Genomic DNA, 19433 nt, shown 5'->3' with positions numbered 1-19433 from the left:
CCTCGGAAAGGGTCATACGCACTGCGCCGTGACGTTAAGGACTGCACTATCGTCTTTTGCCGGCAGGTGGTAGGCAGCGGTGCAGTGGCTGTCGGCGGTTTTCCCCCAGCTGACGTCAACCGTCCCTTTTTCATGCATGCCGGTCAGATAAACCTGCCCGCCATCGCCCACGATAAACTCGCCGTCCTGATGGGCCTGAGATGCCGTCGCGCCGAACGGGATTGCGCGTCCGTCAGCGCGTTTCAGCGTCATTAATACCCGGCTGCCAACGTGCGTTTCATAGTGGGCGCGCACGATGGCGCCGCGCGTTGGCGTCACGGTTTTGGCTGCCTGATCGACGTCCGCATTTCCCGGCAGCGTTTCCGTGTTGAGCGCAAGGGTGTTATGACGATACGGCGACACGTAAGGCACAATGGCATAGCCGCGGAAGTCGGTATTCACGCCGGTCTGATTGCTGATGTTCGTGCCGTCCGCACCCGGCGCTTCGACCAGCGCGGCCGTCTCGCCCATCGGCTGACCCAGCGTAACGCCGTGCGCATGGGCGATCATGCTCCCCTGAAGGCCGACGTTGAGCTGCTGCTGCTGGTTATCCTGTGAATAACCCGCGTTCACTTCACCGTAGGTACCTTTGTAATCGGCATTCAGGCTGGTGCTGTTGCCGCTGCTTTGGCTGTGGCCCTGCTGAACGCCCCGGCTGAGGTTATTGCCAGCCAGCGCGGTGCCGTTTAGGCCCACGCTTTGGGTCGTATCGTGTTTCGTGCTGTTCAGGTTGTAGTTCACCCAGGTGTTGCTGAGCCAGTGGTCAAGAGGAACGGAGACGTTGAAGGCGATGGTCTGCTCGCTGGTTTTTTCGTTGTCGTCGTCGCTGCCGTCACGGGTGTTTTTATCCAGGCCGTAGCTCAGGCCGTAGCTGATGCCGTGCCACGAGTTGTTGTAACCCAGGTTCATTGAGGTCATTCCCTGGTTTGAGTTCCAGTAGCTCTCTTTGACCAGGCTTAAGGTCAGCGAACCGAACGAACCGCCCAGAGACTGATCGATAGTGGCCTCTTCGCGGCTGCGTCGGGTGTCCGGCGTTTCCCAGTCGTCATTGCGGGTATGGGAATCCAGGGTGTCCTGCAGGGTGTAAAATCCCTTGCTGTTATAGCGATAGCCAGCCATGGAAAAATGGGTGCCGGTGGTAGCAAAATCTTTGCTGTAGCGGATGCGCCAGGAGCGGCCGTGAGTCGGATCCTGGTCCTGCATCTCCGATTTCGCGTCGGTAAGGTCCACCGAGAACGCGCCAAAATCGCCGATGTTCTTACCGAACCCCAGCGCCAGCGCATCGTAGTACTGGCTGGCCTGCACGCCGCCGTAGGCCGTAAAGCCGTAAGGCAACCCGTAGATTGCCGTACCCTGCATGAAAGGCGTTTTTTCGACGTCGCTGTCGTAGCTGCGATAGCGACCTGCGGTAAGGCTGTATTTAAAGCGGCCTTCACGCTGCAAGACCGGCACCGACGCGTAGGGCACCACGAAATGTTGTTCGCTGCCATCCGTCTCTTTAACGGTGACGTTCAAATCGCCGCTGCCGCCGGTGGGGTAGAGATCGTTAATCTCAAACGCGCCGGGGGCGACATAGTTCTGGTAAATGACGTAACCGTTCTGGCGGACGATAACCTGGGCGTTGCTGTGCGCCGTTCCGCGGATCACCGGTGCAAAACCCTTCATGCTGTCAGGGAGCATGTCGTCATCCGAAGCGATCTGCGCTCCGGTGTAAGAGATGCTGTCAAACACGTCCGAAGGTGAAGAGCTTTGCCCGAATTTGACGTTGCTGCCGAGGGCGATAATATCGCGCTGGGCATAGGTATAGACCGACGAAAACTCACTTTCCGCGTCACCGCTGGTTTTGCTCCAGGTGGAGTAGTTACGCAAGCGCCACGCCCCGAGGTTAAGCCCCGGACGCAGGTTAAGAAACTCACTGCGCTGGTCGGTACCGTTTTCACCTTTGCCGTGGTTGTCCCCGGCGGTGAAGCTGTAATTCAGCAGCAGGGCATTTATCCCTTCGTCGTACTCCTGCGGGTCGACGTAATCGCGCGGCACCTGGGTGATGGCGGTCTGAGGAATGCTTAACAGCAGCTGCTGCGGATTAACGTGAAACGTGGCGCTGGCGGAAGGGATAACGCTCAGGTCAACACACTGGGCCTTGTCATCCTGCACAAATTTGTCGATTTTAATACCGAAGCTTTTTAGCTGGGCCGCGCTCAGGCACGGCTGCAGGGTTGATTTCCCGCTGGCATCTTTTTTCAGCGTAAATTCAATCTCTTTACTTGCCACTTTATTATTGTTAACGAAGACGTCGACGTGATATTTCCCCGGCGCCTGACCGGGGCCTATCTCATAAATACTCAGATCCGTTTTCCCCTGACCGGGGTTGTCGATATCCAGCAGCGCCGGGTTGAAATAATCTTCGGCCAGAACTTTTTGCACGCAAACGCCCAGCAGGGTACATCCCAATGCAATAAGCATTGAGCGTCCATGTTGTTTAGGCGGTTCGGTCGTATATTCCCAGCTCATAATGTTTTCCAGTAATCCCTGGATGATTATTTAATTTGCGCGGTATATGACTGGCTGATGCCGCCGTAGTCATTAATGATTTTCCAGCTCACAGAGCGCGCGGTAATATTCCCCGGAACGGAAAAGTGGGTTTCGGCTTTGGGTTTGGCGTAGGTGGCTTTGTCGACCTTTTTACCGTCCAGCTTTATCTCCTGGAAGTTCATATAAAACGGCGTAGGGTTTTCGACAATGAGCTGGTTACCCTGCGTGTGCCAGGTTAATTGCGTGGTGGCATCTTCTGGCTTACCGGTAATACTCGCCGGGCGATAGAGGAGTTTAATTCGAGTTTTAATCGCGATCTGCAGCGTGTTCGTGTTTTCATTGCGCGCGGAAGAGGGAATAGATTTAATATTCAACCAGAACAGCGATTCACGATCGGCAGGTAAATTCCCCCCGGTTCTGATGATGCGCAGAACGTTGTCCTGCTTCGCATCAAGGCGGAACAGAGGTGGCGTAATCAGGAATGGGGCTTTCTCGCGTGCGTTGTCTTCTGTTTCTACCCACGACTGCACCAGGTAGTCGAGGTTATCCGGGTTGGCGATCCCAATAGACGACTCTTTTTTATTTTCCGGGTATACCACGCGCGTGCCGCCGATAGTAATTCCGGCGTGAGCGGCAGAGGTGATTAATAAAAATGAGGAGAGCAGAAGATATTTACGCATTGAGATACCGTAATCAAGAAGTAACAGATATTAGCCACTGGGGTAGCTAATATCTGTTTTATTAGTTGTAAACGATGGTGAAGGTTGATGCGGCATTCGCCAGCCCGGCAGTAATTGTGCCTCCGGTCTGAATATAGCGTGCACCAAACTCCAGGTCGTTCGTTGTGGCTCCCGGCGTGAGCGTATAATCTGCAGAAGCAGTATATAAACTCAGTGGGTTTTGGGTTTTATCCAGCAGCTGAACACCTACACCCGACGCAGCACCTGTGCCAGAAGTAACAGCAAGGATATCCTTATTGTTACTGTCAGGTGTCCCGCCGAACGTCACGGATGCACTGGTGACCGTTTCAGGACAATCTTTAAGCTGAATACTAAAGCGGGTCGTCGACGTCGTCGAACCACTTCCGGCAAATGCAGATTTAGCAACCTTACCTAATGAAACATTAAGTGGGTTACTTAAACCATTTACGACCGTGCATGCAGAGTCAATAATTTCACCTGTGAAATTAATTTGCCCTTCACCACTGGATGCAAATGCAGAAACCGAAGCACACGCCATCCCGGCAGCGATGCCCGCAATAATAAATTTTTTCATTTTAATCCTCTGAATGAAAGTGTGACACTTCTGACATTAATCATCACGTGGCTGATTAATTCGGTGTGAACTATCGCTGAGAATTATTTTTCGCTCAATTTATCTTCAGACCACTTTTATCCTCAAAGCGTCTTCGCAGGCTTCCGGGAGAGGAAAATGATTACCCGGCAGGCATTTATCAGGGCTATAGTAACGGCAAAGAGCCGCAAGGAGAGATGTCGTGGATTATCGTAAAATTATCAAAGAGGTGGGGCGAGGAAAGAACCACGCCCGTGACCTGGATCAGGAAACGGCCCGTGCCCTGTACACCCATATGCTGAACGGTGATGTGCCCGATCTGGAAATGGGTGGGATCCTTATTGCGCTACGTATTAAAGGTGAAGGTGAAGCGGAGATGCGCGGCTTCTATGAAGCCATGCAGGCGCAAACGCTGCGCTTAACGCCGCCGGTGGCAAAACCGATGCCGATCGTTATCCCTAGCTATAACGGCGCGCGTAAGCAGGCGAATTTGACCCCGCTCCTCGCTATCTTATTACACAAGCTGGGGTTCCCGGTGGTGGTGCACGGCGTAAGCGAAGATCCCACGCGCGTGCTGACGGAGACGATTTTCGGCATGGTAGGCGTTGAGCCAACGCGGCATGCCGGCCAGGCGCAGGCGAAGCTGGATGGCCATCAACCGGTTTACATCCCGGTGGGAACACTTTGCCCGCCGCTGGAAAAGCAGCTCGATATGCGCTGGCGCATGGGCGTGCGTAACAGCGCGCATACCCTGGCGAAGCTGGCGACGCCGTTTGGCGAAGATAACGCCCTGCGCCTTTCCAGCGTTTCGCACCCGGAATACGTGGCGCGCGTGGGGCAATTTTTTGACGACATTGGCGGCAGAGCATTGCTGATGCACGGCACGGAAGGCGAGGTTTATGCTAACCCGCAGCGCTGCCCCCAGGTGATGCTGATTGATTCTGCTGGCACGCGCGCCATTCTTGAGCGTGGGGAAGAGAATACCGGTGTGATATTGCCCGAGGCGAAAGATCCGCATACTACGGCACACTGGATTGAGCAGTGCCTTGCCGGGAATGTACCTGTTCCGCATTCGATCAAGCTCCAGATGGCCTGTTGCTTGCTCGCCACAGGCGAAGCTGACTCGGTCGAAGCCGGGCTGAAACGCGTTAATGACGCTTTTTAAGTAAAAAAAAGCCCGTCCAGTGGCGGACGGGCAAGCAAGGGTAACAACAACAGGGTCAATGAGGGTTGGAGCAGCTCACCAGAGGGTATGGCGAGGGTATAGCATTCATTCAGTCGATTATTTGTAGATAACCGCAGTACCGCTCAGCTTGTTATTGGTGTTCGCGGAGGTGATGCTGTATCCGCTTGCACCGGCAGCAGCGGCTTTCTCAGCCAGTTTGGCTTCCAGACCGTCCAGCGTGGTCGCGCCTTCTGCACTTACCACACCGATTTTATTCATATTTTGCGCCTGAGCAGATGAAACAGGCTCCGCAGCGAAAGCGCCGAAAGACAGAGCGGACAGGGCAACAGCAGCAACAGCATATTTGATGGTTTTCATAGTTAATCTCTCGCAGGTTATTCTGTTAAGGGGACGATGTTCCGTCGATGTGATAAGTATCACGGTTTTCCGCGGAAGATAAAATCGAAGAGAATTGACGTGGTTGCTCAAAAAAATTGAATGACAAATAACTTATTGAATATTAATAAATTCAGAGCAGCGCTTTACACTTCTTGTTGATGCGCTTTACAGAAGTGACATGAACGGCACGTTTTGCCACGCGTCTGGCTAAAATTCGTGAGCGTAAAGCAACGCGGTTACGCGGTTAGCTTACGTAAAGGAAAGTCAACGTAGCTGGCTGTCTTTCGAACCTCTGCGATTATATCCTGAGTGGGATGAATTTTTTGAATCTTTATCCTGCTGGCAGCCAATGCAAAGCCGTACGCCAGGTATGGCTTTACGGCGCGCCTCGGGAATGGGTTCCCCACATTCTTCGCATTCAGATAAGCTTTCCCCGCGCGGAATTTCACCGCGAGCGCGTGCAACCGCATCTTCAATCGTACTGTTGATCTGCTCGTTAACGGCGTCGTCATTTGCCCAACCGGAAGCCATGATGTCCTCCATCACCTGTTTAAGTTATACATTTCACTATGGGGTCAAAAAACGAACAGTCAAGGCGAGAGGGGAAGAGAACTGCATCCGTTGGGCAGATGCAGTCTGGTAGAAGAGGCTGGTTATTTATAGATGGTCGCTGTGCCGTACATATGGTTATCTCCGCCAGCGGAGTTCACCACGAATCCTTTTGCACCTTCCTGGCGGGCTTTTTCAGCCAGTTTATCCTGCAGATCGTCAAGATTGCTTGCACGGCTTACCGAGACGGTGCCCGCAGGTCGCAGCTGGCTAGTGTCGGTACTCTGGGTAAGGGACTGAACGGCCATGGCGGAGAATGACGCGGCCGCCAGGACGCCGGCGAGAACAGCAAGGGTCAGATATTTTTTCATAATCACATCCTCATGAGGAAACAACAGGTGATTCCCTATAAGTTTAGAAGCCGGACGAGTGTGACTTAGCGCAAATATTTGATGATGATCTGCTTATTTTTTGAACGATGTTAATTGACAATTCGCTGACAGATCATAGACATAAAGGTGTTTGATTTATGGCGGTTTTTTAAGCGTCACAGAGAAAGATTTACCGTTGGGCCAGCAAAGGGTATCTTACGCCGCTGTTTAAAGGAGAATGCCATGACTTCCCAAAAGCCGGGATTGCACCCGCGAAATCGCCACCGCAGCCGCTACGACATGAATGCGTTATGCCTGAGCTGCCCTCCGCTGCAGGACTACATTGTCCAGACTCCTGCGGGTGAACCGTCGGTCAACTTTGCTGACCCGCAGGCGGTTAAAATGCTGAACAAAGCCCTGCTGGCGCATTTTTACGGTGTGGCTCACTGGGATATTCCGGAAGGTTTTCTTTGCCCGCCCGTGCCGGGCCGCGCTGATTACGTCCATCATCTTGCCGATCTCCTCGCAGACGATCGTGACGGAGTGATTCCCGAGCAGGCCTCCGTTCTGGATATCGGTACCGGGGCGAACCTGATTTACCCGCTGATCGGCGCGCATGAATATCACTGGCGCTTTACCGGAAGCGAAATCGGTGACGAGGCCTTTGCCAGCGCCCAGGCGATTATCAGCGCGAACCCGGGTTTAAGCCGCGCCATTCGCCTGCGCCGTCAGAAAGATGCGGCCGCGATTTTCAACGGCATTATTCACAAAAACGAAAGCTATGACGTGACGATGTGCAATCCGCCGTTCCATGATTCGGCAGCAGCGGCCCGCGCGGGAAGCGAGCGCAAGCGCCGCAACCTGGGTCAGGCCGAGGACGCCGCGCTGAATTTCGGCGGACAGCAGCAGGAGCTATGGTGTGAAGGTGGCGAAGTGGCGTTTATCCTGCGCATGATTGCGGAAAGCAAGCAGTTTGGCCGCCAGGTGAAGTGGTTCACGACTCTGGTTTCCCGGGGGGATAACCTGCCGCCACTCTATCGCGCGCTGACCGAAGCGGGCGCCGTAAAAGTGGTGAAAAAAGAGATGGCGCAAGGCCAGAAACAGAGCCGCTTTATCGCCTGGTCGTTTATGGACGATAACAAACGTCGCAAATAGCACCCCGTTGTAGGCCGGGTAAGGCGAAGCCGCCACCCGGCTCGGTTACAGCGTCGGCTCCTGCGGCGGGAGCGGAGAGGCGGGTGGCGGCAACACCTGATACGTCTGCACCGGCATCCGCACGTTCGCCAGATCGAAGTGTTTTTTCACCATGCTGTCGAGGGCAAAGCGCACCGTCCACTGCTTCAGCGGCTGCGTGGTGAACGACACGCGCAGGGTAAATGCCGTGTTCGTCAGCCCGACAATGCCGGCAAAGGATGGCTCTCCGATCACCAGCCCGCGAATATCGTCCATCTGCATCAGCTCTTCTACCGCATCCCGCAGCGCCTGCTTCGCTTTGTCAGCATCCTCATGACGATCCACATCGTAGTTCGCCACCACGGAACCAATACCGCGGACGAAGTTGGCGAAGGTGGTGATCGAAGACCAGGGAATGATGTGGTACGCGCCGGTGTCCTGGCGCACGCCGACGGAGCGTATGGACATCCGCTCTACCGTGCCGGTTAACGGCCCAATCGTGACCAAATCCCCCGTGTTCATCCCGTTCTCAAACTGGATAAAAATGCCGGTAATAATATCCTTCACCAGCGTTTGCGAGCCGAAGGAGATCGCCAGCCCCAGCGCACCGGCCCCCGCCAGCAGCGGGGCGATGTTCACCCCGATTTCCGACAGCACAATCATGATAGTGATGGTACTGATAATCACCGCCAGCGCGTTGCGGAACAGGGTTAACAGCGTTCTTGCCCGCGCGCTGGGCAGCGGCCTGCCGTGAATATCCGATACCAGACGGTTCTCGATAAGGCTCGCCAGCAGCGTCCAGCCGACGGCGGAGAAGAACAGGATCAGGGCGATACGAATTAAAATATCGACGGTCTTTTCGCCTGCGCCGTTATGCAGCCAGTTCCAGAAATCAAACAGGCTCCACGCATTCAGGAGCAGCATAATCGCCACGCAGACGGTCAGAATGCGCGCCACCTTGAGCGATACCGACATCCAGCCGTTCACCCGTTTTTGCAGCTCAGGGTAATTGCGCTGAACCTGTGGTGACAGGGTAATGGTCTTCGATATCCAGCGCGACAGCAGGCCGGATACAAACGCCGCGATGCCGATAATCGCCAGGCTTTTGAAAGTGGCCCCCATCATAAATTTCAGGCTGTTTCCCGGATCGAACAGCGAGAAGAAGCACAGCACAATGAAGTAAGCGCTTGCCAGCCAGTGCCACACCAGGGCGAACGCGCGAATAAAGAGGCTAAAGAACGAGAGGGAGCGATCGGCCAGATGCAGCAGGCTCTCAGTGATGGTCTTTTTATTGTGGAAGATAAGGTACAGCGACCAGACGGTAATGCAGAGCATGATAATCACGTTTGCCAGGGCGCCAAACTGGACGTTCACCTGGTTGGAGATGATCGGCACCGCAACCAGCAGGCCGTAGCCAATCAGCCCGCTGAGCACGCTCAGACGCAGTGCCCAGTATTTCGCGCTCTCATCGCGAATCGAAAAAGGGCGCAGCGCCGGAACGTGCGGACAAAAGAGTAACCGCAGCAGCGCCTTGAAGAACTCAATCAGCGCAAAGGCATTCAGGAAAAGCGATTGCTGGAAGGCGATGGTTTTGTTGCCTGCATTCAGCCTGTCGGCCAGCATCTGGCCTAAAAACAGCGTCAACGCCAGCAGCAGTAAATCGATGATAAACGCTGAGGCGATCATTAAAGGCAGATGGAGCCAGCTGCTTTTCTCCTGATTTTTCCTGCGCCCCCATTGCCCCATTTTGCGGTACAGCGGCCACGCGCACAGGCGTACCAGCCAGTAAAAAAGAAATACCGCGCCCGCCAGCATCAGGAACTGCGTGGCGGCGGCGGTAAAGGTGTGTGGGTTAAAGGGCTTATGCGGTGAGCCAATCAGGTTGCGATAGAGCTGGGCAAAGCGCGAGGAGAGCGCTTCACCATAGTGGCGGCTCACGTCGGTGACGTTTTCCAGCACCGTTTTTTGCTCCTCCTCCTGAGGCGGGGTAATGTCAGGCACCTGCTCCTGCGGCGGCGTGGCGGCCACTTTTCGCAGCTGGCCGATGAGCTCCTGCCGGGAGGTGTCATTCTCAAGGACGTCGGCAAGGGCGCTGTAGGCAGCTTTTTTCTGTTCGGCATCGGGCTCGGGTGGCGGCGTGCTGTTCGTCGTCGCGGTGGTTCCGGTGGTGACGCCGGGGATCGCGACGGCAAACGATGGCGTACTAAACAGGCTTATCAACAGCAACAGGATCCACGGCACGGCGTCCTCCGGTGAAAATGTCGAACAAAATGATAAGTATAGAAGTCGGGGCGCGGCGGGGGATTTTTGGGAACAATCTGGCGTAAAAAAGCCGGGCATGCCCGGCTTAGCGTGAAGCGATGGATCAGGAGACGTGCTGCAGGAACTCCTGCAGGCGCTGACTTGGCGGGTTCGCAATCAGTTCCTGCGGGTTACCGTCTTCAGCGATACGGCCTTTATCAATAAAGATCAGGCGGGAAGCCACTTTCTCAGCAAAGCCGATTTCGTGGGTCACGATAACCATCGTCATCCCTTCTTCTGCCAGATCCTGCATGACTTTCAGCACTTCGTGACGCAGCTCTGGGTCAAGGGCAGAGGTTGGCTCATCAAACAGCATCATTTTAGGTTTAACCGCCAGCGCGCGGGCAATAGCCACGCGCTGCTGTTGGCCGCCGGACAGCTCGGAAGGGTAGTGGTGCGCACGCTCTGCCAGGCCCACTTTCGCCAGCAGATCTTTTGCCAGCGCTTCCGCCGCCGCTTTGTTGGCGCCGCGCACGCGCAGCGGGCCAAACATCACGTTTTCCAGCGCCGTCAGGTGCGGGAACAGGTAGAACTGCTGGAACACCATGCCCGCTTCCTGACGAATCAGACGGTCGTCCACTTTCGGGTCGTTCACTTTCAGACCGTCGACGATCAGATCGCCGCTGGTGATTTCTTCCAGCTTGTTGATGCAGCGCAGCAGCGTCGATTTACCGGAACCGGACGGCCCGATAATGACCACCACTTCACCCTGCTTAATGTTCAAATCAATATTGTGCAGCACCTGGGTTGGGCCAAAGTGCTTGGAAACGTTTTTAAATTCAATCACAGGATTTTCATCCTTCTTTCAAGACGACGCAGAACGAAGCTCAGAACCAGAGTAATGATCAGGTAGACAACGGCTACCGCACTCCAGATTTCCAGCGCGCGGAAGTTGCCGGCGATGATCTCCTGTCCCTGACGGGTCAGCTCAGCCACGCCGATAACGATGAACAGCGACGTATCTTTAATGCTGATGATCCACTGGTTACCGAGCGGCGGCAGCATGCGGCGCAGCGCCAGCGGCAGAATAACGTGGCGGATCGTTTCGCGACGAGAAAGGCCCAACGCCAGACCGGCTTCACTGAAACCTTTATGAATCGACAGCACCGCACCGCGGGTAATTTCCGCAATGTAGGCCCCTGAGTTGATCATAATGGTGACGACGGCTGCGCTGAACGGGTCGATGCGCAGGTCATTGAAGGCCATTGGCAGGGCGAAGTAGATGAACATGACCTGCACGACAATAGGAGTGCCGCGGATCACTTCGATGAAAACCAGTGCGATGTGGTTTGCGATCCAGCCGCCGTAGGTGCGGGCGAAACCGGCGACAAGACCGATAATCAACCCACCAACCAGACCCAGGACCGAAATCCACAGGGTCATTTTAGCGCCTTCAAGCAAGAGTGGAATGGCAGGCCAGATGGCGCTCCAGTCAAACTGCATGATAATTTCCTGTTACTGTTACCGTGTTTCAAAAATAGCAGGGGCGAAAGGTCGCCCCCGAGTGAACGTCATTTTTACGTCTTATTATTTAGGCTCGGTGCCGAACCATTTTTTGTAGATTTCGTTATAGGTGCCGTTCTCTTTCAGCGTTTTCAGCGCGCCGTTAACTTTCGTGCGCAGATCGTCGCTGCCTTTCGGGAACGCGATACCGTACTGCTGGGCTTCCAGAGACTCGCCCACGGCCTTGAACTTGCCGTTGCCCGCCGTTTTGATGAAGTACAGGATGTTAGGCGTGTCGTGCAGAACAGCGTCAGCACGGTTGGTGCCGAGTTCCATGTACGCGTTGTCGATGTTCGGGAACTGACGCAGGTCTTTGGTTTTGATATTCGCTTTTGCGTAATCAACGGAACCGGTGCCGCTCTTCACCGCAACCACTTTGCCGTCGAGATCTTTTACGCTTTTTACGTCGTTATTATCGGCTTTAACCATGACCAGCAGGCCGCTTTTGTAGTAGCCGTCAGAGAAGTCGATCGCTTTTTTACGTTCATCGGTGATGGTGATACCCGCCAGCGCCAGATCCACGTTTTTGGTTTGCAGTGCCGGGATGATGCCGCTGAAGTCCATTGGCTTCAGGGTGTAATCCAGTTTGAGTTCTTTTGCGACAGCGGCCCACAGATCCACATCAAAACCAACGTATTTATCACCCTGTTTGAATTCAAACGGAACGAACGCCGTGTCGGTCGCCACAACCAGTTTGTCGGCAGCCTGAGAGGACACCGCAAAAGCCAGGGTAAGTGCAGCCAGTGAAACTTTTAATACAGACTTCATAGCATTTCCTTTTATATCCACGGGGCGATCCCCTGCGAGAACAGGTGGCACAATGAAAAAATCGTGCCAACTTTACAAGCTATTGTTTTGCAAAGGGGATGATGTCATGCATTGCACAATAAATGGGGCAATGAGGTTTTATTGCACCAAAGTGGAGCACTGTTTTGGTGCGCTTCGTTTGGGGCAACTGACGGAGAGACATTTAGCGGAAATTCTGACGAAAAAACAATCTTTCGTTAACGGTTGTGTGAGGTGATTATTACAATTTCTTCACTTTTGCACTGTCTCAGGCAAAAAGCGTGCACCATAGATGTGCAAAACCCTCACCGGAGGGCGAGGGTTTGATAGAAAATTCGTATGAATTATTCGATGTTAGATTCGATAAACCACAGGAACTGATCCAGGTCGCGGGAGGCGGCGGTAAAAATATCTGCGGTATCTTCGTCTTTGGCTTCGCCAATCGCTTTGCGCACGTCATTGGCCACAATCGCGTAGCGGTCCGCCAGCTCTTTCAGGTGATCCTGAACGGTATGGATATCCAGCGGATAACTCTTCAGTGGCGTTTTGCTGTTGATCACCTGCGTGGTACCCAGCGCGACGCCGCCTAGCTGAACGGCACGTTCAGCCATCGTATCAAGGTGGGTAACCAGTGCCGTGCGGAAGCCATCCAGCATTTCATGAACGGCAATAAAGTTTGCACCGCGCATATTCCAGTGGGCCTGTTTGGTGATCAGCGAAAGATCGATGAACTGGATCACCTGGCGATTCAGCAACTCAATGGTCGCCTTTTTGTCGCTATCCGATACATCGTTACGGGTATAAAGCAGATTAGACGCTTTCGTTTTCACCAGTTTAGCGGTACTCATAATCTCATATCCTCTTGATGTTTATGTCCCAGGTAATTTCGAAACTAAGTATAGCACCGGATTTTTTCTCTGCGGTCTGGCTGTGCCTATCGGTTTAATAGCAAAAAGGAGGTTGAGAATTTAATTTATTGAAATTAATGATAATTTTATAAATTGATACAGATCAATCTTAATTGCGGGATGGGGGAGTTACCGTGGAGGGATATTTCGTGAATATGACAATGTTTGTAAGAAATTATAATACCTCGCATTCTGGCCTTTATTCTGCATGGCCCCGAAGCCATGCAGAATATATGGCCTTAGCTGATATCTACCTTCTCAACTTTTGGTTCAGGGCGCATGGTGAGCGTCGAGCCCATTGACGCGGCGATAATTGAGCAGAGCGCCAGCGTCTGGGTCAATGTCAGGGTTTCGCCGAGGAATACCATCCCGGAAATCGCCGCAAGTGCAGGCTCCATGCTCATCAGCGTGCCAAAAATGCGTGTCGGCAGGCGCGTAAGGGCAATCATTTCCAGAGAGTAGGGGAGTGCGGTGGAGAGAATCGCGACCGCCAGCCCGACGGGCATAACGGACCATTGCCAGATAGATTCCGTCGCCTGCGCCATGCCGATGGGCACAAAGACGATAGCGGCGATGAGTGAACCTAACGCGACCGTCGCCGGTCCATGCTCTTCCCCTGCGCGCTGGCCTGTTAATATATAGATAGCCCAGCAGGCACCTGCACCCAGCGCCAGCGCTGCGCCCGTGAGATCGATCTCAGAGACGTTCTGGCCCAGCGGAAGCAGGAACCATAAGCCCAGCACGGCTAATATGACCCAGATAAAATCAACCGGACGTCGTGAGGAGAAAAGCGCCACGGCCAGCGGGCCGGTAAACTCCAGCGCGACGGCAATCCCCAGCGGTATTGTTTGAATGGAGAGGTAGAACAGATAGTTCATCGCCCCGAGTGAGAGTCCATAAAACAGCAGAGGCAGACGCTGCTCTTTTTTGAAGCGCAGACGCCAGGGTTTGAAAATGACCACCAGTATTGCCGTGCCCAGCACGATACGCAGGGCGGTAACCCCAGGCGCGCCAACCAGCGGGAAAAGCGATTTGGCCAGCGAAGCACCGCTTTGAATGGACAACATGGCAATGAGTATGACGGCTACCGGCAACCAGACCGACGACGTGCGGGATAACCCAGGCATCCTTTCTCCTGTCAGCTTATGTCAAACGAAGTAAAGGTTGCAGTGTAAAGGAAATAAGCGGCAACGGTTGAGGCGCTGTTGAAAAAAAACCTCGTGAAATCCGTAAAATGGTTAAGCGCTGGTGGATTTATCGCCTGATAGATTAGGAATAATCTGGATGAATGTAACGGCGCGTGCGCGCACTATGCGCATTTAGTAGTGAAAATTGCATGTGATTTGAAAGAGATAGCTGACGATGGAAACGTTCTGTTACAGGAAAGGTTTCATTAGACATCACGAATCACAAAGAGTTTCGCAAATTTTTTTGATATATTTAAAACTTACGGACTTACTTGAAGCACATTTGAGGTGGTTATGAAAAAAATTGCATGTCTTTCAGCACTGGCCGCTGTACTGGCTGTTTCCGCAGGTACCGCTGTAGCTGCTACTTCTACTGTTACTGGTGGTTACGCTCAGAGCGACTATCAGGGCGTGATGAACAAAGCTAACGGTTTCAACCTGAAGTATCGCTACGAGCAGGATAACAACCCACTGGGCGTGATCGGTTCTTTCACCTACACCGAGAAAGATCGTTCTGAAAACGGCGCATACAACAAAGGCCAGTACTACGGTATCACTGCTGGTCCAGCTTACCGTCTGAATGACTGGGCAAGCATCTACGGTGTTGTAGGTGTTGGCTACGGTAAATTCCAGCAGACCGAAAACGAAGGTCTGAACCGCACTGCAAGCAACAGCGACTATGGCTTCTCCTATGGCGCAGGCCTGCAGTTCAACCCAATCCAGGACGTTGCTCTGGACTTCTCTTATGAGCAGAGCCGTATCCGCAACGTTGACGTTGGCACCTGGATCGCGGGCGTAGGTTACCGCTTCTAATCACTTCGGTGAGCCAATAAAAAATCCGCCCAATGTGGCGGATTTTTTTTGTGGAAGACAAAAGCAAAACGGCAACCCAAGGTTGCCGTTTTTAGTGTTTGTTCCCTCTCCCCGTGGGAGAGGGTTCCCCAGTAATTTTTTTACCGAAAGCAACGAATGTTGTTTCAGCAAAATTAATGACTTACAGCGATGTCCTGGTCCGGCTGTAAATCGCCGAGGCGTTTCCGTAAGGCCGGGGCGAGGCGCAGGGATGCGCCGAGAGGGCGTGGCCTGCAGGGATGCAGGCTCATGCCCGACCCGATAGCCTGAAGGAATAAGCCGAGGGTACCGCGAAGCGGCGATTTACCGCCGGGAGCCCGGGTCGCCAGGGTGGTGGCGACTGAGCCACCCTGGCACGTTCACAGGTCATGCCGTTACAGAGTAGCAAGGAAAATAAAGTGAACGGAATGACCACCAGAGCCGTATGTTCCCCCTCACCCCAGCCCTCTCCCTTAAGGGAGAGGGAGCCGACTGTGCTGGCATTATTTTGTGGGGATCCCTCAGCCCACTGGGTGAGGGCATCAGACCGCTACTTACTCTTAATATCAAACATATCCGTACCCAGATGGTTGTAGTCAACTTTCTGTAACTTGAAGTTGGTAACGTACACTGGGGGCGCTTTCTTGTTTGAGACAAACGGGTAAGCACTTTTTATCTGCTCGGCCTTAATCCCCGTCCACTGCGAGAAGAACTGCAGGAAATCATTCGCTGAACGACGCGCTTTAATAACGCGATGCGTTTTATCATCACTCGACAGCACCATAAACGGCACCTGGAAGTTCTGCTGGAACTTGTCATCGTGCGCCAGATACTGCACCTCTTTACCGCGCTCTTTGAACGCCAGCCCGTGATCCGAGAAATAGACCATGGAGAAGCTTTCGCCCGTGTTGCGTAACTGCTCGTACAGCTTGCTGAGCAGGTCGTCGGTTTGCGTCATGGTGTAGAGATAGCACGAGGTCTCTTTAGACTGCACGAACTGCGCATACTTCCCGCCAGTTCGGTCGCAGGCCTGCGGGTGTGACCCCATCAGGTGCAGGACAATCAGCTGAGGCTGGGTGCGCGGGGTGGCGAACACCTGTGCCGTCATTTTCAGCAGCGCTTCGTCTTTGGTGTTTTTGTCCGCTTCAAAGTCGCCGCTCTTCAGGAACTGCACTTCGTCAGCACGCTTAGCAATGCTGGCGATGGCCGTATCGTATTCGCCAATCTGCCCCTGATTGGAGAACCACCATGTCTGATAACCCGCGCGGTTTGCCAGGGTCACAAAATTATCCTGATACTGCGGTTTGCCATCCACCACGCGGTTAAGCGTCAGGCCGAGCGATTTTTGCGTCGACCCGCTGGCCGCGACGTAATCGGTAAACAGGGTGCCTTTAACCGTATTCGCAAACGGGGTGTTATCCCAGTGTCCGCCAAACGCCCCCATCGCATCGCGACGTGCGCTTTCGCCAATCACCACCACATAGGTGTGGTATTTCGGCTTCACGGCCAGTACGTTCCAGGTGTCTTTCATATTGGAAAGCTCAGCCATACGCGCCTGTTCGTCGAGCACCTCTTTATTATTTACAACGACGTCTTTCACGAAGCGGAATACCGGATAGCCGATATTGATGAGCCTTAACTTACCGTCCCAGGGAATATTCTGGATGGGGGCGACAAACGCCACGGCAATGCTGAACACCAGACAGAGTATTTCGATCTTGCCCCAGGATTTTTTCTCGCCCGACTGACGGCGGATGGCGATGACGCCCAACGCGAAGATAAAGAGCCCGACCACGTAGCTGTACCACGGGAAGATCGTCAGGATCTCCGTCGACTCTTCCATATTGGTCGAGTGCAACGCCAGTAGGGTATTAAAGTTTGGCGAGCCGTACGCCTGACCAAACGGGAAATAGAGCGCAGCGACCAATGAACAGATCCCGATTACTGCTTTTTGCACGCGCGGTGCGGCTCGCCACAGCACGTGCAGCACGCAGGTGAAAGCCACCGCGTAGAGCAGACTAAAGGGGTAACCCAGCGAAAAGTTAATCAGTAATGACTGCAAAAAGTAAAAACCCGTCCACGGGCTTAAGGCCCGGCTGCGGGTCACAACGGTATCTATCAGGGTTAAATTCATAGGTCACTATCATGGATGAAAACGCCATGTGCTCACCCTGGCGTCAAGGGTCATAACCTGCCTGACAGTGCGTGGAGAGGGAATAGGGTCCGCTTCAGCGAGCCGCAAATTGTGCAGGGCTGCAAGAAGATAGTGCGAGCGGTAAATAATATCAACAGTTGCTAAGCAGATGTTTTGCGAAGGGGACTGCAAATCCGTAAAAAAGATCGGGAATAAGGCGGCTGGAAGCCAGTTTACAGCGAGATTGTGACGGGAAAATGACGCGGCGTACCGCAACGCCGCTTAGTGGGAAGGTTTATCGTCCTGATGCGGTTTGTTGTTAAACATATCGCACAGCATGTTCAACAGCATCAAGCGCACTTTAAAGGGAGAGTGGGTAAACACGGTCATACACCTCTTGAATTCGTTCATAAGACCTCCTGATTTTTGATCCCTTCGATCCGTGAAGGGTGACTGCATTACATACAGATATAGCACAGGCTATATTGTATAGCTATGGCTATTTCGTTAATTTTTTGTGCTTGCAGAGCTATGGTTTACAATGTGCGCTCTCGATACCGGGCGCTGGAAGCGTCACCCCACTGAGGAAGTACAATGAACCGTCGCGCAGGTAAGCCAACAATGAGGAAAACGACGCAACTGGTGAATGTTGAAGAACATGTCGAAGGTTTTCGCCAGGTCCGTGAAGCGCACCGGCGTGAACTGATTGATGATTATGTTGAGCTCATTTCCGATCTGATCCGTGAGGTCGGGGAAGCGCGTCAGGTCGATATGGCCGCCAGGCTGGGGGTTTCGCAACCGACTGTCGCTAAAATGTTAAAACGCCTGGCCTCCGTGGGCTTAATTGAAATGATCCCCTGGCGCGGTGTCTTTCTGACGCCAGAAGGGGAAAAGCTCGCGCAGGAGAGCCGCGAGCGCCATCAGCTTGTCGAGAATTTTTTACTGGTGCTGGGCGTCAGCCCGGAGATTGCCCGCCGGGATGCGGAAGGAATGGAGCACCACGTTAGCGAAGAGACGCTGGTGAAGTTTCGTGAATTTACGCTTAAGTATGGTCCCTCCGCTGAATGAAAATCCCTGGACTGCAGGCCCTGGCACGCGATCGTTTCTTCCATCTCTTATTACTCATTGGCGCAGCATTAAGCCTCTTTGTGCCGTTTGCACCGCGCGCCTGGCCTGCCGCCATTGACTGGCGCACTATCATTACCCTGAGCGGCTTAATGATGCTCACCAAAGGGGTCGAGCTGAGCGGCTATTTTGACGTGCTGGGACGTAAAATGGTGCGCCGCTTTGCCACCGAGCGCAGGCTGTCCCTGTTTATGGTGTTCTCCGCCGCGGTGCTGTCGACGTTTCTGACCAACGATGTGGCGCTGTTTATCATCGTGCCCCTCACGCTAACGCTGCGTAAACTGTGCGAGATCCCGGTCAGCCGCTTGATCATCTTTGAAGCGCTGGCCGTCAACGCCGGCTCGCTGTTAACGCCTATTGGCAACCCGCAAAATATCCTTCTCTGGGGACGTTCCGGACTGTCGTTCGCCGCCTTTACCTGGCAGATGGCCCCTCTGGCGCTGGTGATGATGCTGTCGCTGCTGGCGGTGTGCTGGTTTGCGTTTCCGGATAAAAAACTGCAGTACCACAGCGGAACAACCGGCCCGCAGTGGCAGCCTCGTCTGGTCTGGAGCTGCCTTGGGTTATACATCGTCTTTCTGTTCGCACTGGAGCTGAAGTATGAGCTGGCGGGCGTCCTGCTCGTCGCGGCGGGTTTCGTCGTGCTGGCGCGCCGCGTGCTGGTGAGCGTGGACTGGACGCTTCTGCTGGTCTTTATGGCGATGTTTATTGATGTGCATCTTCTTATCCAGCTTCCGGTGCTGCAAAACGTGCTGCACAGCGTCAGTACGCTGTCTCAGCCGGGACTGTGGCTGACGGCGATTGGCCTGTCGCAGGTAATCAGCAACGTGCCTTCCACCATTCTGCTGCTCAACTATGTTCCGCCGGATACGCTGCTGGCCTGGGCCGTTAACATCGGCGGGTTTGGTCTGCTGCCCGGTTCGCTGGCGAACCTGATTGCCCTGCGAATGGCTAACGACCGTCGCATCTGGTGGCGCTTCCATCTCTGGTCGATCCCGATGCTGATGTGGGCCGCGGCGATCGGTTTCGGAATATTCCTTCTCATATAGTGCGCAATTTGTCAGTTTTTCCTGGCAAACGTATAGCAACGTCCTAGCTTTAGTGAACGGCATAGTGTGATGCCGCTCACTGACAGGA

The 19433-nt window shown here is 53.8% G+C and carries 19 protein-coding genes; 5 read left to right on the top strand and 14 right to left on the bottom strand.

The features are described 5' to 3' along the window. Nucleotides 1-12: 12 nt before the first annotated feature. From ABR39_RS11325 to ABR39_RS11315, 3 genes are all read right to left on the bottom strand, one after another. Nucleotides 13-2502 carry a fimbria/pilus outer membrane usher protein gene (locus ABR39_RS11325; protein ID WP_047347381.1) on the bottom strand — a complete coding sequence of 830 codons (2490 nt, stop codon included), beginning with the start codon at nt 2500-2502 and terminating at the stop codon, nt 13-15. Between the two features lie 74 nt (nt 2503-2576). Then, the gene (locus ABR39_RS11320) at nt 2577-3251 is read right to left on the bottom strand and encodes a fimbrial biogenesis chaperone (protein WP_047347016.1); all 675 of its coding nucleotides are present in this window, start codon (nt 3249-3251) and stop codon (nt 2577-2579) included. A gap of 61 nt (nt 3252-3312) precedes the next feature. Continuing rightward, nucleotides 3313-3846 (bottom strand): fimbrial protein, encoded by a 534-nt coding sequence (locus ABR39_RS11315; RefSeq protein WP_047347015.1) that lies wholly within the window; start codon nt 3844-3846, stop codon nt 3313-3315. A 220-nt stretch (nt 3847-4066) separates the two neighbouring features. On the opposite strand from ABR39_RS11315, the gene ybiB reads away from it, so the two are divergent. Next, nucleotides 4067-5029 carry a DNA-binding protein YbiB gene (ybiB, locus tag ABR39_RS11310; protein ID WP_047347014.1) on the top strand — a complete coding sequence of 321 codons (963 nt, stop codon included), beginning with the start codon at nt 4067-4069 and terminating at the stop codon, nt 5027-5029. Nucleotides 5030-5146: 117 nt separating this feature from the next. Here the strand turns inward: ybiB and ybiJ are convergent, their stop codons facing one another. The 3 genes from ybiJ to mcbA form a co-directional block, all read right to left on the bottom strand. Next, entirely contained in the window at nt 5147-5407 is a 261-nt protein-coding gene (gene ybiJ, locus ABR39_RS11305) for a DUF1471 family protein YbiJ (protein WP_047347013.1), read from the bottom strand. Between the two features lie 285 nt (nt 5408-5692). Then, the gene (locus ABR39_RS11300; RefSeq protein ID WP_047347012.1) at nt 5693-5959 is read right to left on the bottom strand and encodes a DksA/TraR family C4-type zinc finger protein; all 267 of its coding nucleotides are present in this window, start codon (nt 5957-5959) and stop codon (nt 5693-5695) included. Nucleotides 5960-6081: 122 nt separating this feature from the next. Beyond that, entirely contained in the window at nt 6082-6348 is a 267-nt protein-coding gene (gene mcbA / locus ABR39_RS11295; protein WP_047347011.1) for a DUF1471 family periplasmic protein McbA, read from the bottom strand. A gap of 243 nt (nt 6349-6591) precedes the next feature. Between mcbA and rlmF the strand changes: the two genes are divergently transcribed. Then, nucleotides 6592-7503, top strand: a complete 912-nt coding sequence (gene rlmF, locus ABR39_RS11290) for a 23S rRNA (adenine(1618)-N(6))-methyltransferase RlmF (protein ID WP_047347010.1) — start codon at nt 6592-6594, stop codon at nt 7501-7503. A gap of 45 nt (nt 7504-7548) precedes the next feature. Here the strand turns inward: rlmF and ybiO are convergent, their stop codons facing one another. The 6 genes from ybiO to rhtA form a co-directional block, all read right to left on the bottom strand. Further along, nucleotides 7549-9762 (bottom strand): mechanosensitive channel protein, encoded by a 2214-nt coding sequence (ybiO, locus tag ABR39_RS11285; protein WP_047347009.1) that lies wholly within the window; start codon nt 9760-9762, stop codon nt 7549-7551. Between the two features lie 124 nt (nt 9763-9886). Then, nucleotides 9887-10609, bottom strand: coding sequence for a glutamine ABC transporter ATP-binding protein GlnQ (gene glnQ / locus ABR39_RS11280; RefSeq protein WP_014069454.1), 723 nt, complete (start codon nt 10607-10609; stop codon nt 9887-9889). Next, nucleotides 10606-11265, bottom strand: coding sequence for a glutamine ABC transporter permease GlnP (gene glnP / locus ABR39_RS11275; protein WP_010428919.1), 660 nt, complete (start codon nt 11263-11265; stop codon nt 10606-10608). The genes glnQ and glnP overlap by 4 nt, the downstream gene beginning before the upstream one ends. Nucleotides 11266-11349: 84 nt before the next feature. After that, entirely contained in the window at nt 11350-12093 is a 744-nt protein-coding gene (glnH, locus tag ABR39_RS11270; RefSeq protein ID WP_023310880.1) for a glutamine ABC transporter substrate-binding protein GlnH, read from the bottom strand. Between the two features lie 362 nt (nt 12094-12455). Beyond that, nucleotides 12456-12959, bottom strand: a complete 504-nt coding sequence (dps, locus tag ABR39_RS11265; RefSeq protein ID WP_010428924.1) for a DNA starvation/stationary phase protection protein Dps — start codon at nt 12957-12959, stop codon at nt 12456-12458. Nucleotides 12960-13258: 299 nt separating this feature from the next. Continuing rightward, nucleotides 13259-14146, bottom strand: a complete 888-nt coding sequence (gene rhtA, locus ABR39_RS11260; RefSeq protein WP_047347008.1) for a threonine/homoserine exporter RhtA — start codon at nt 14144-14146, stop codon at nt 13259-13261. A gap of 354 nt (nt 14147-14500) precedes the next feature. On the opposite strand from rhtA, the gene ompX reads away from it, so the two are divergent. Further along, nucleotides 14501-15019: an outer membrane protein OmpX gene (ompX, locus tag ABR39_RS11255; RefSeq protein WP_008501173.1), complete on the top strand. Its 519-nt coding sequence runs from the start codon at nt 14501-14503 to the stop codon at nt 15017-15019. Nucleotides 15020-15587: 568 nt separating this feature from the next. Here ompX and ABR39_RS11250 read toward each other — a convergent pair. Further along, a complete protein-coding gene (locus ABR39_RS11250; protein ID WP_047347007.1) occupies nt 15588-17171 on the bottom strand; it encodes a phosphoethanolamine transferase in 1584 nt (527 codons plus the stop codon). 282 nt (nt 17172-17453) lie between these two features. Further along, nucleotides 17454-17582: a manganase accumulation protein MntS gene (gene mntS, locus ABR39_RS11245; RefSeq protein WP_014831181.1), complete on the bottom strand. Its 129-nt coding sequence runs from the start codon at nt 17580-17582 to the stop codon at nt 17454-17456. 183 nt (nt 17583-17765) lie between these two features. On the opposite strand from mntS, the gene mntR reads away from it, so the two are divergent. Together mntR and ABR39_RS11235 are read left to right on the top strand one after the other, a co-directional pair. Beyond that, entirely contained in the window at nt 17766-18239 is a 474-nt protein-coding gene (gene mntR / locus ABR39_RS11240; RefSeq protein ID WP_023335001.1) for a manganese-binding transcriptional regulator MntR, read from the top strand. Beyond that, nucleotides 18236-19345: an anion transporter gene (locus ABR39_RS11235; RefSeq protein WP_047347006.1), complete on the top strand. Its 1110-nt coding sequence runs from the start codon at nt 18236-18238 to the stop codon at nt 19343-19345. Before mntR ends, ABR39_RS11235 begins: the two co-directional genes overlap by 4 nt. Nucleotides 19346-19433 lie beyond the last annotated feature (88 nt).

Origin of the sequence: Enterobacter genomosp. O, assembly GCF_001022965.1 — a bacterium.
Lineage (GTDB): Bacteria > Pseudomonadota > Gammaproteobacteria > Enterobacterales > Enterobacteriaceae > Enterobacter > Enterobacter cloacae_L.
This window is presented reverse-complemented; position numbering and strand designations above follow the sequence as displayed.

What these genes read in the sequence shown, in the direction of transcription:
- mntS (WP_014831181.1), bottom strand. Translation starts at nt 17,582, where the DNA reads ATGAACGAATTCAAGAGGTGTATGACCGTGTTTACCCACTCTCCCTTT.
- ABR39_RS11315 (WP_047347015.1), bottom strand. Translation starts at nt 3,846, where the DNA reads ATGAAAAAATTTATTATTGCGGGCATCGCTGCCGGGATGGCGTGTGCT.
- glnP (WP_010428919.1), bottom strand. Translation starts at nt 11,265, where the DNA reads ATGCAGTTTGACTGGAGCGCCATCTGGCCTGCCATTCCACTCTTGCTT.
- ybiJ (WP_047347013.1), bottom strand. Translation starts at nt 5,407, where the DNA reads ATGAAAACCATCAAATATGCTGTTGCTGCTGTTGCCCTGTCCGCTCTG.
- ompX (WP_008501173.1), top strand. Translation starts at nt 14,501, where the DNA reads ATGAAAAAAATTGCATGTCTTTCAGCACTGGCCGCTGTACTGGCTGTT.
- glnH (WP_023310880.1), bottom strand. Translation starts at nt 12,093, where the DNA reads ATGAAGTCTGTATTAAAAGTTTCACTGGCTGCACTTACCCTGGCTTTT.
- mntR (WP_023335001.1), top strand. Translation starts at nt 17,766, where the DNA reads ATGAACCGTCGCGCAGGTAAGCCAACAATGAGGAAAACGACGCAACTG.
- ABR39_RS11235 (WP_047347006.1), top strand. Translation starts at nt 18,236, where the DNA reads ATGAAAATCCCTGGACTGCAGGCCCTGGCACGCGATCGTTTCTTCCAT.
- rlmF (WP_047347010.1), top strand. Translation starts at nt 6,592, where the DNA reads ATGACTTCCCAAAAGCCGGGATTGCACCCGCGAAATCGCCACCGCAGC.
- ABR39_RS11300 (WP_047347012.1), bottom strand. Translation starts at nt 5,959, where the DNA reads ATGGCTTCCGGTTGGGCAAATGACGACGCCGTTAACGAGCAGATCAAC.
- mcbA (WP_047347011.1), bottom strand. Translation starts at nt 6,348, where the DNA reads ATGAAAAAATATCTGACCCTTGCTGTTCTCGCCGGCGTCCTGGCGGCC.
- ABR39_RS11325 (WP_047347381.1), bottom strand. Translation starts at nt 2,502, where the DNA reads ATGCTTATTGCATTGGGATGTACCCTGCTGGGCGTTTGCGTGCAAAAA.
- ABR39_RS11320 (WP_047347016.1), bottom strand. Translation starts at nt 3,251, where the DNA reads ATGCGTAAATATCTTCTGCTCTCCTCATTTTTATTAATCACCTCTGCC.
- ABR39_RS11250 (WP_047347007.1), bottom strand. Translation starts at nt 17,171, where the DNA reads ATGAATTTAACCCTGATAGATACCGTTGTGACCCGCAGCCGGGCCTTA.
- dps (WP_010428924.1), bottom strand. Translation starts at nt 12,959, where the DNA reads ATGAGTACCGCTAAACTGGTGAAAACGAAAGCGTCTAATCTGCTTTAT.
- rhtA (WP_047347008.1), bottom strand. Translation starts at nt 14,146, where the DNA reads ATGCCTGGGTTATCCCGCACGTCGTCGGTCTGGTTGCCGGTAGCCGTC.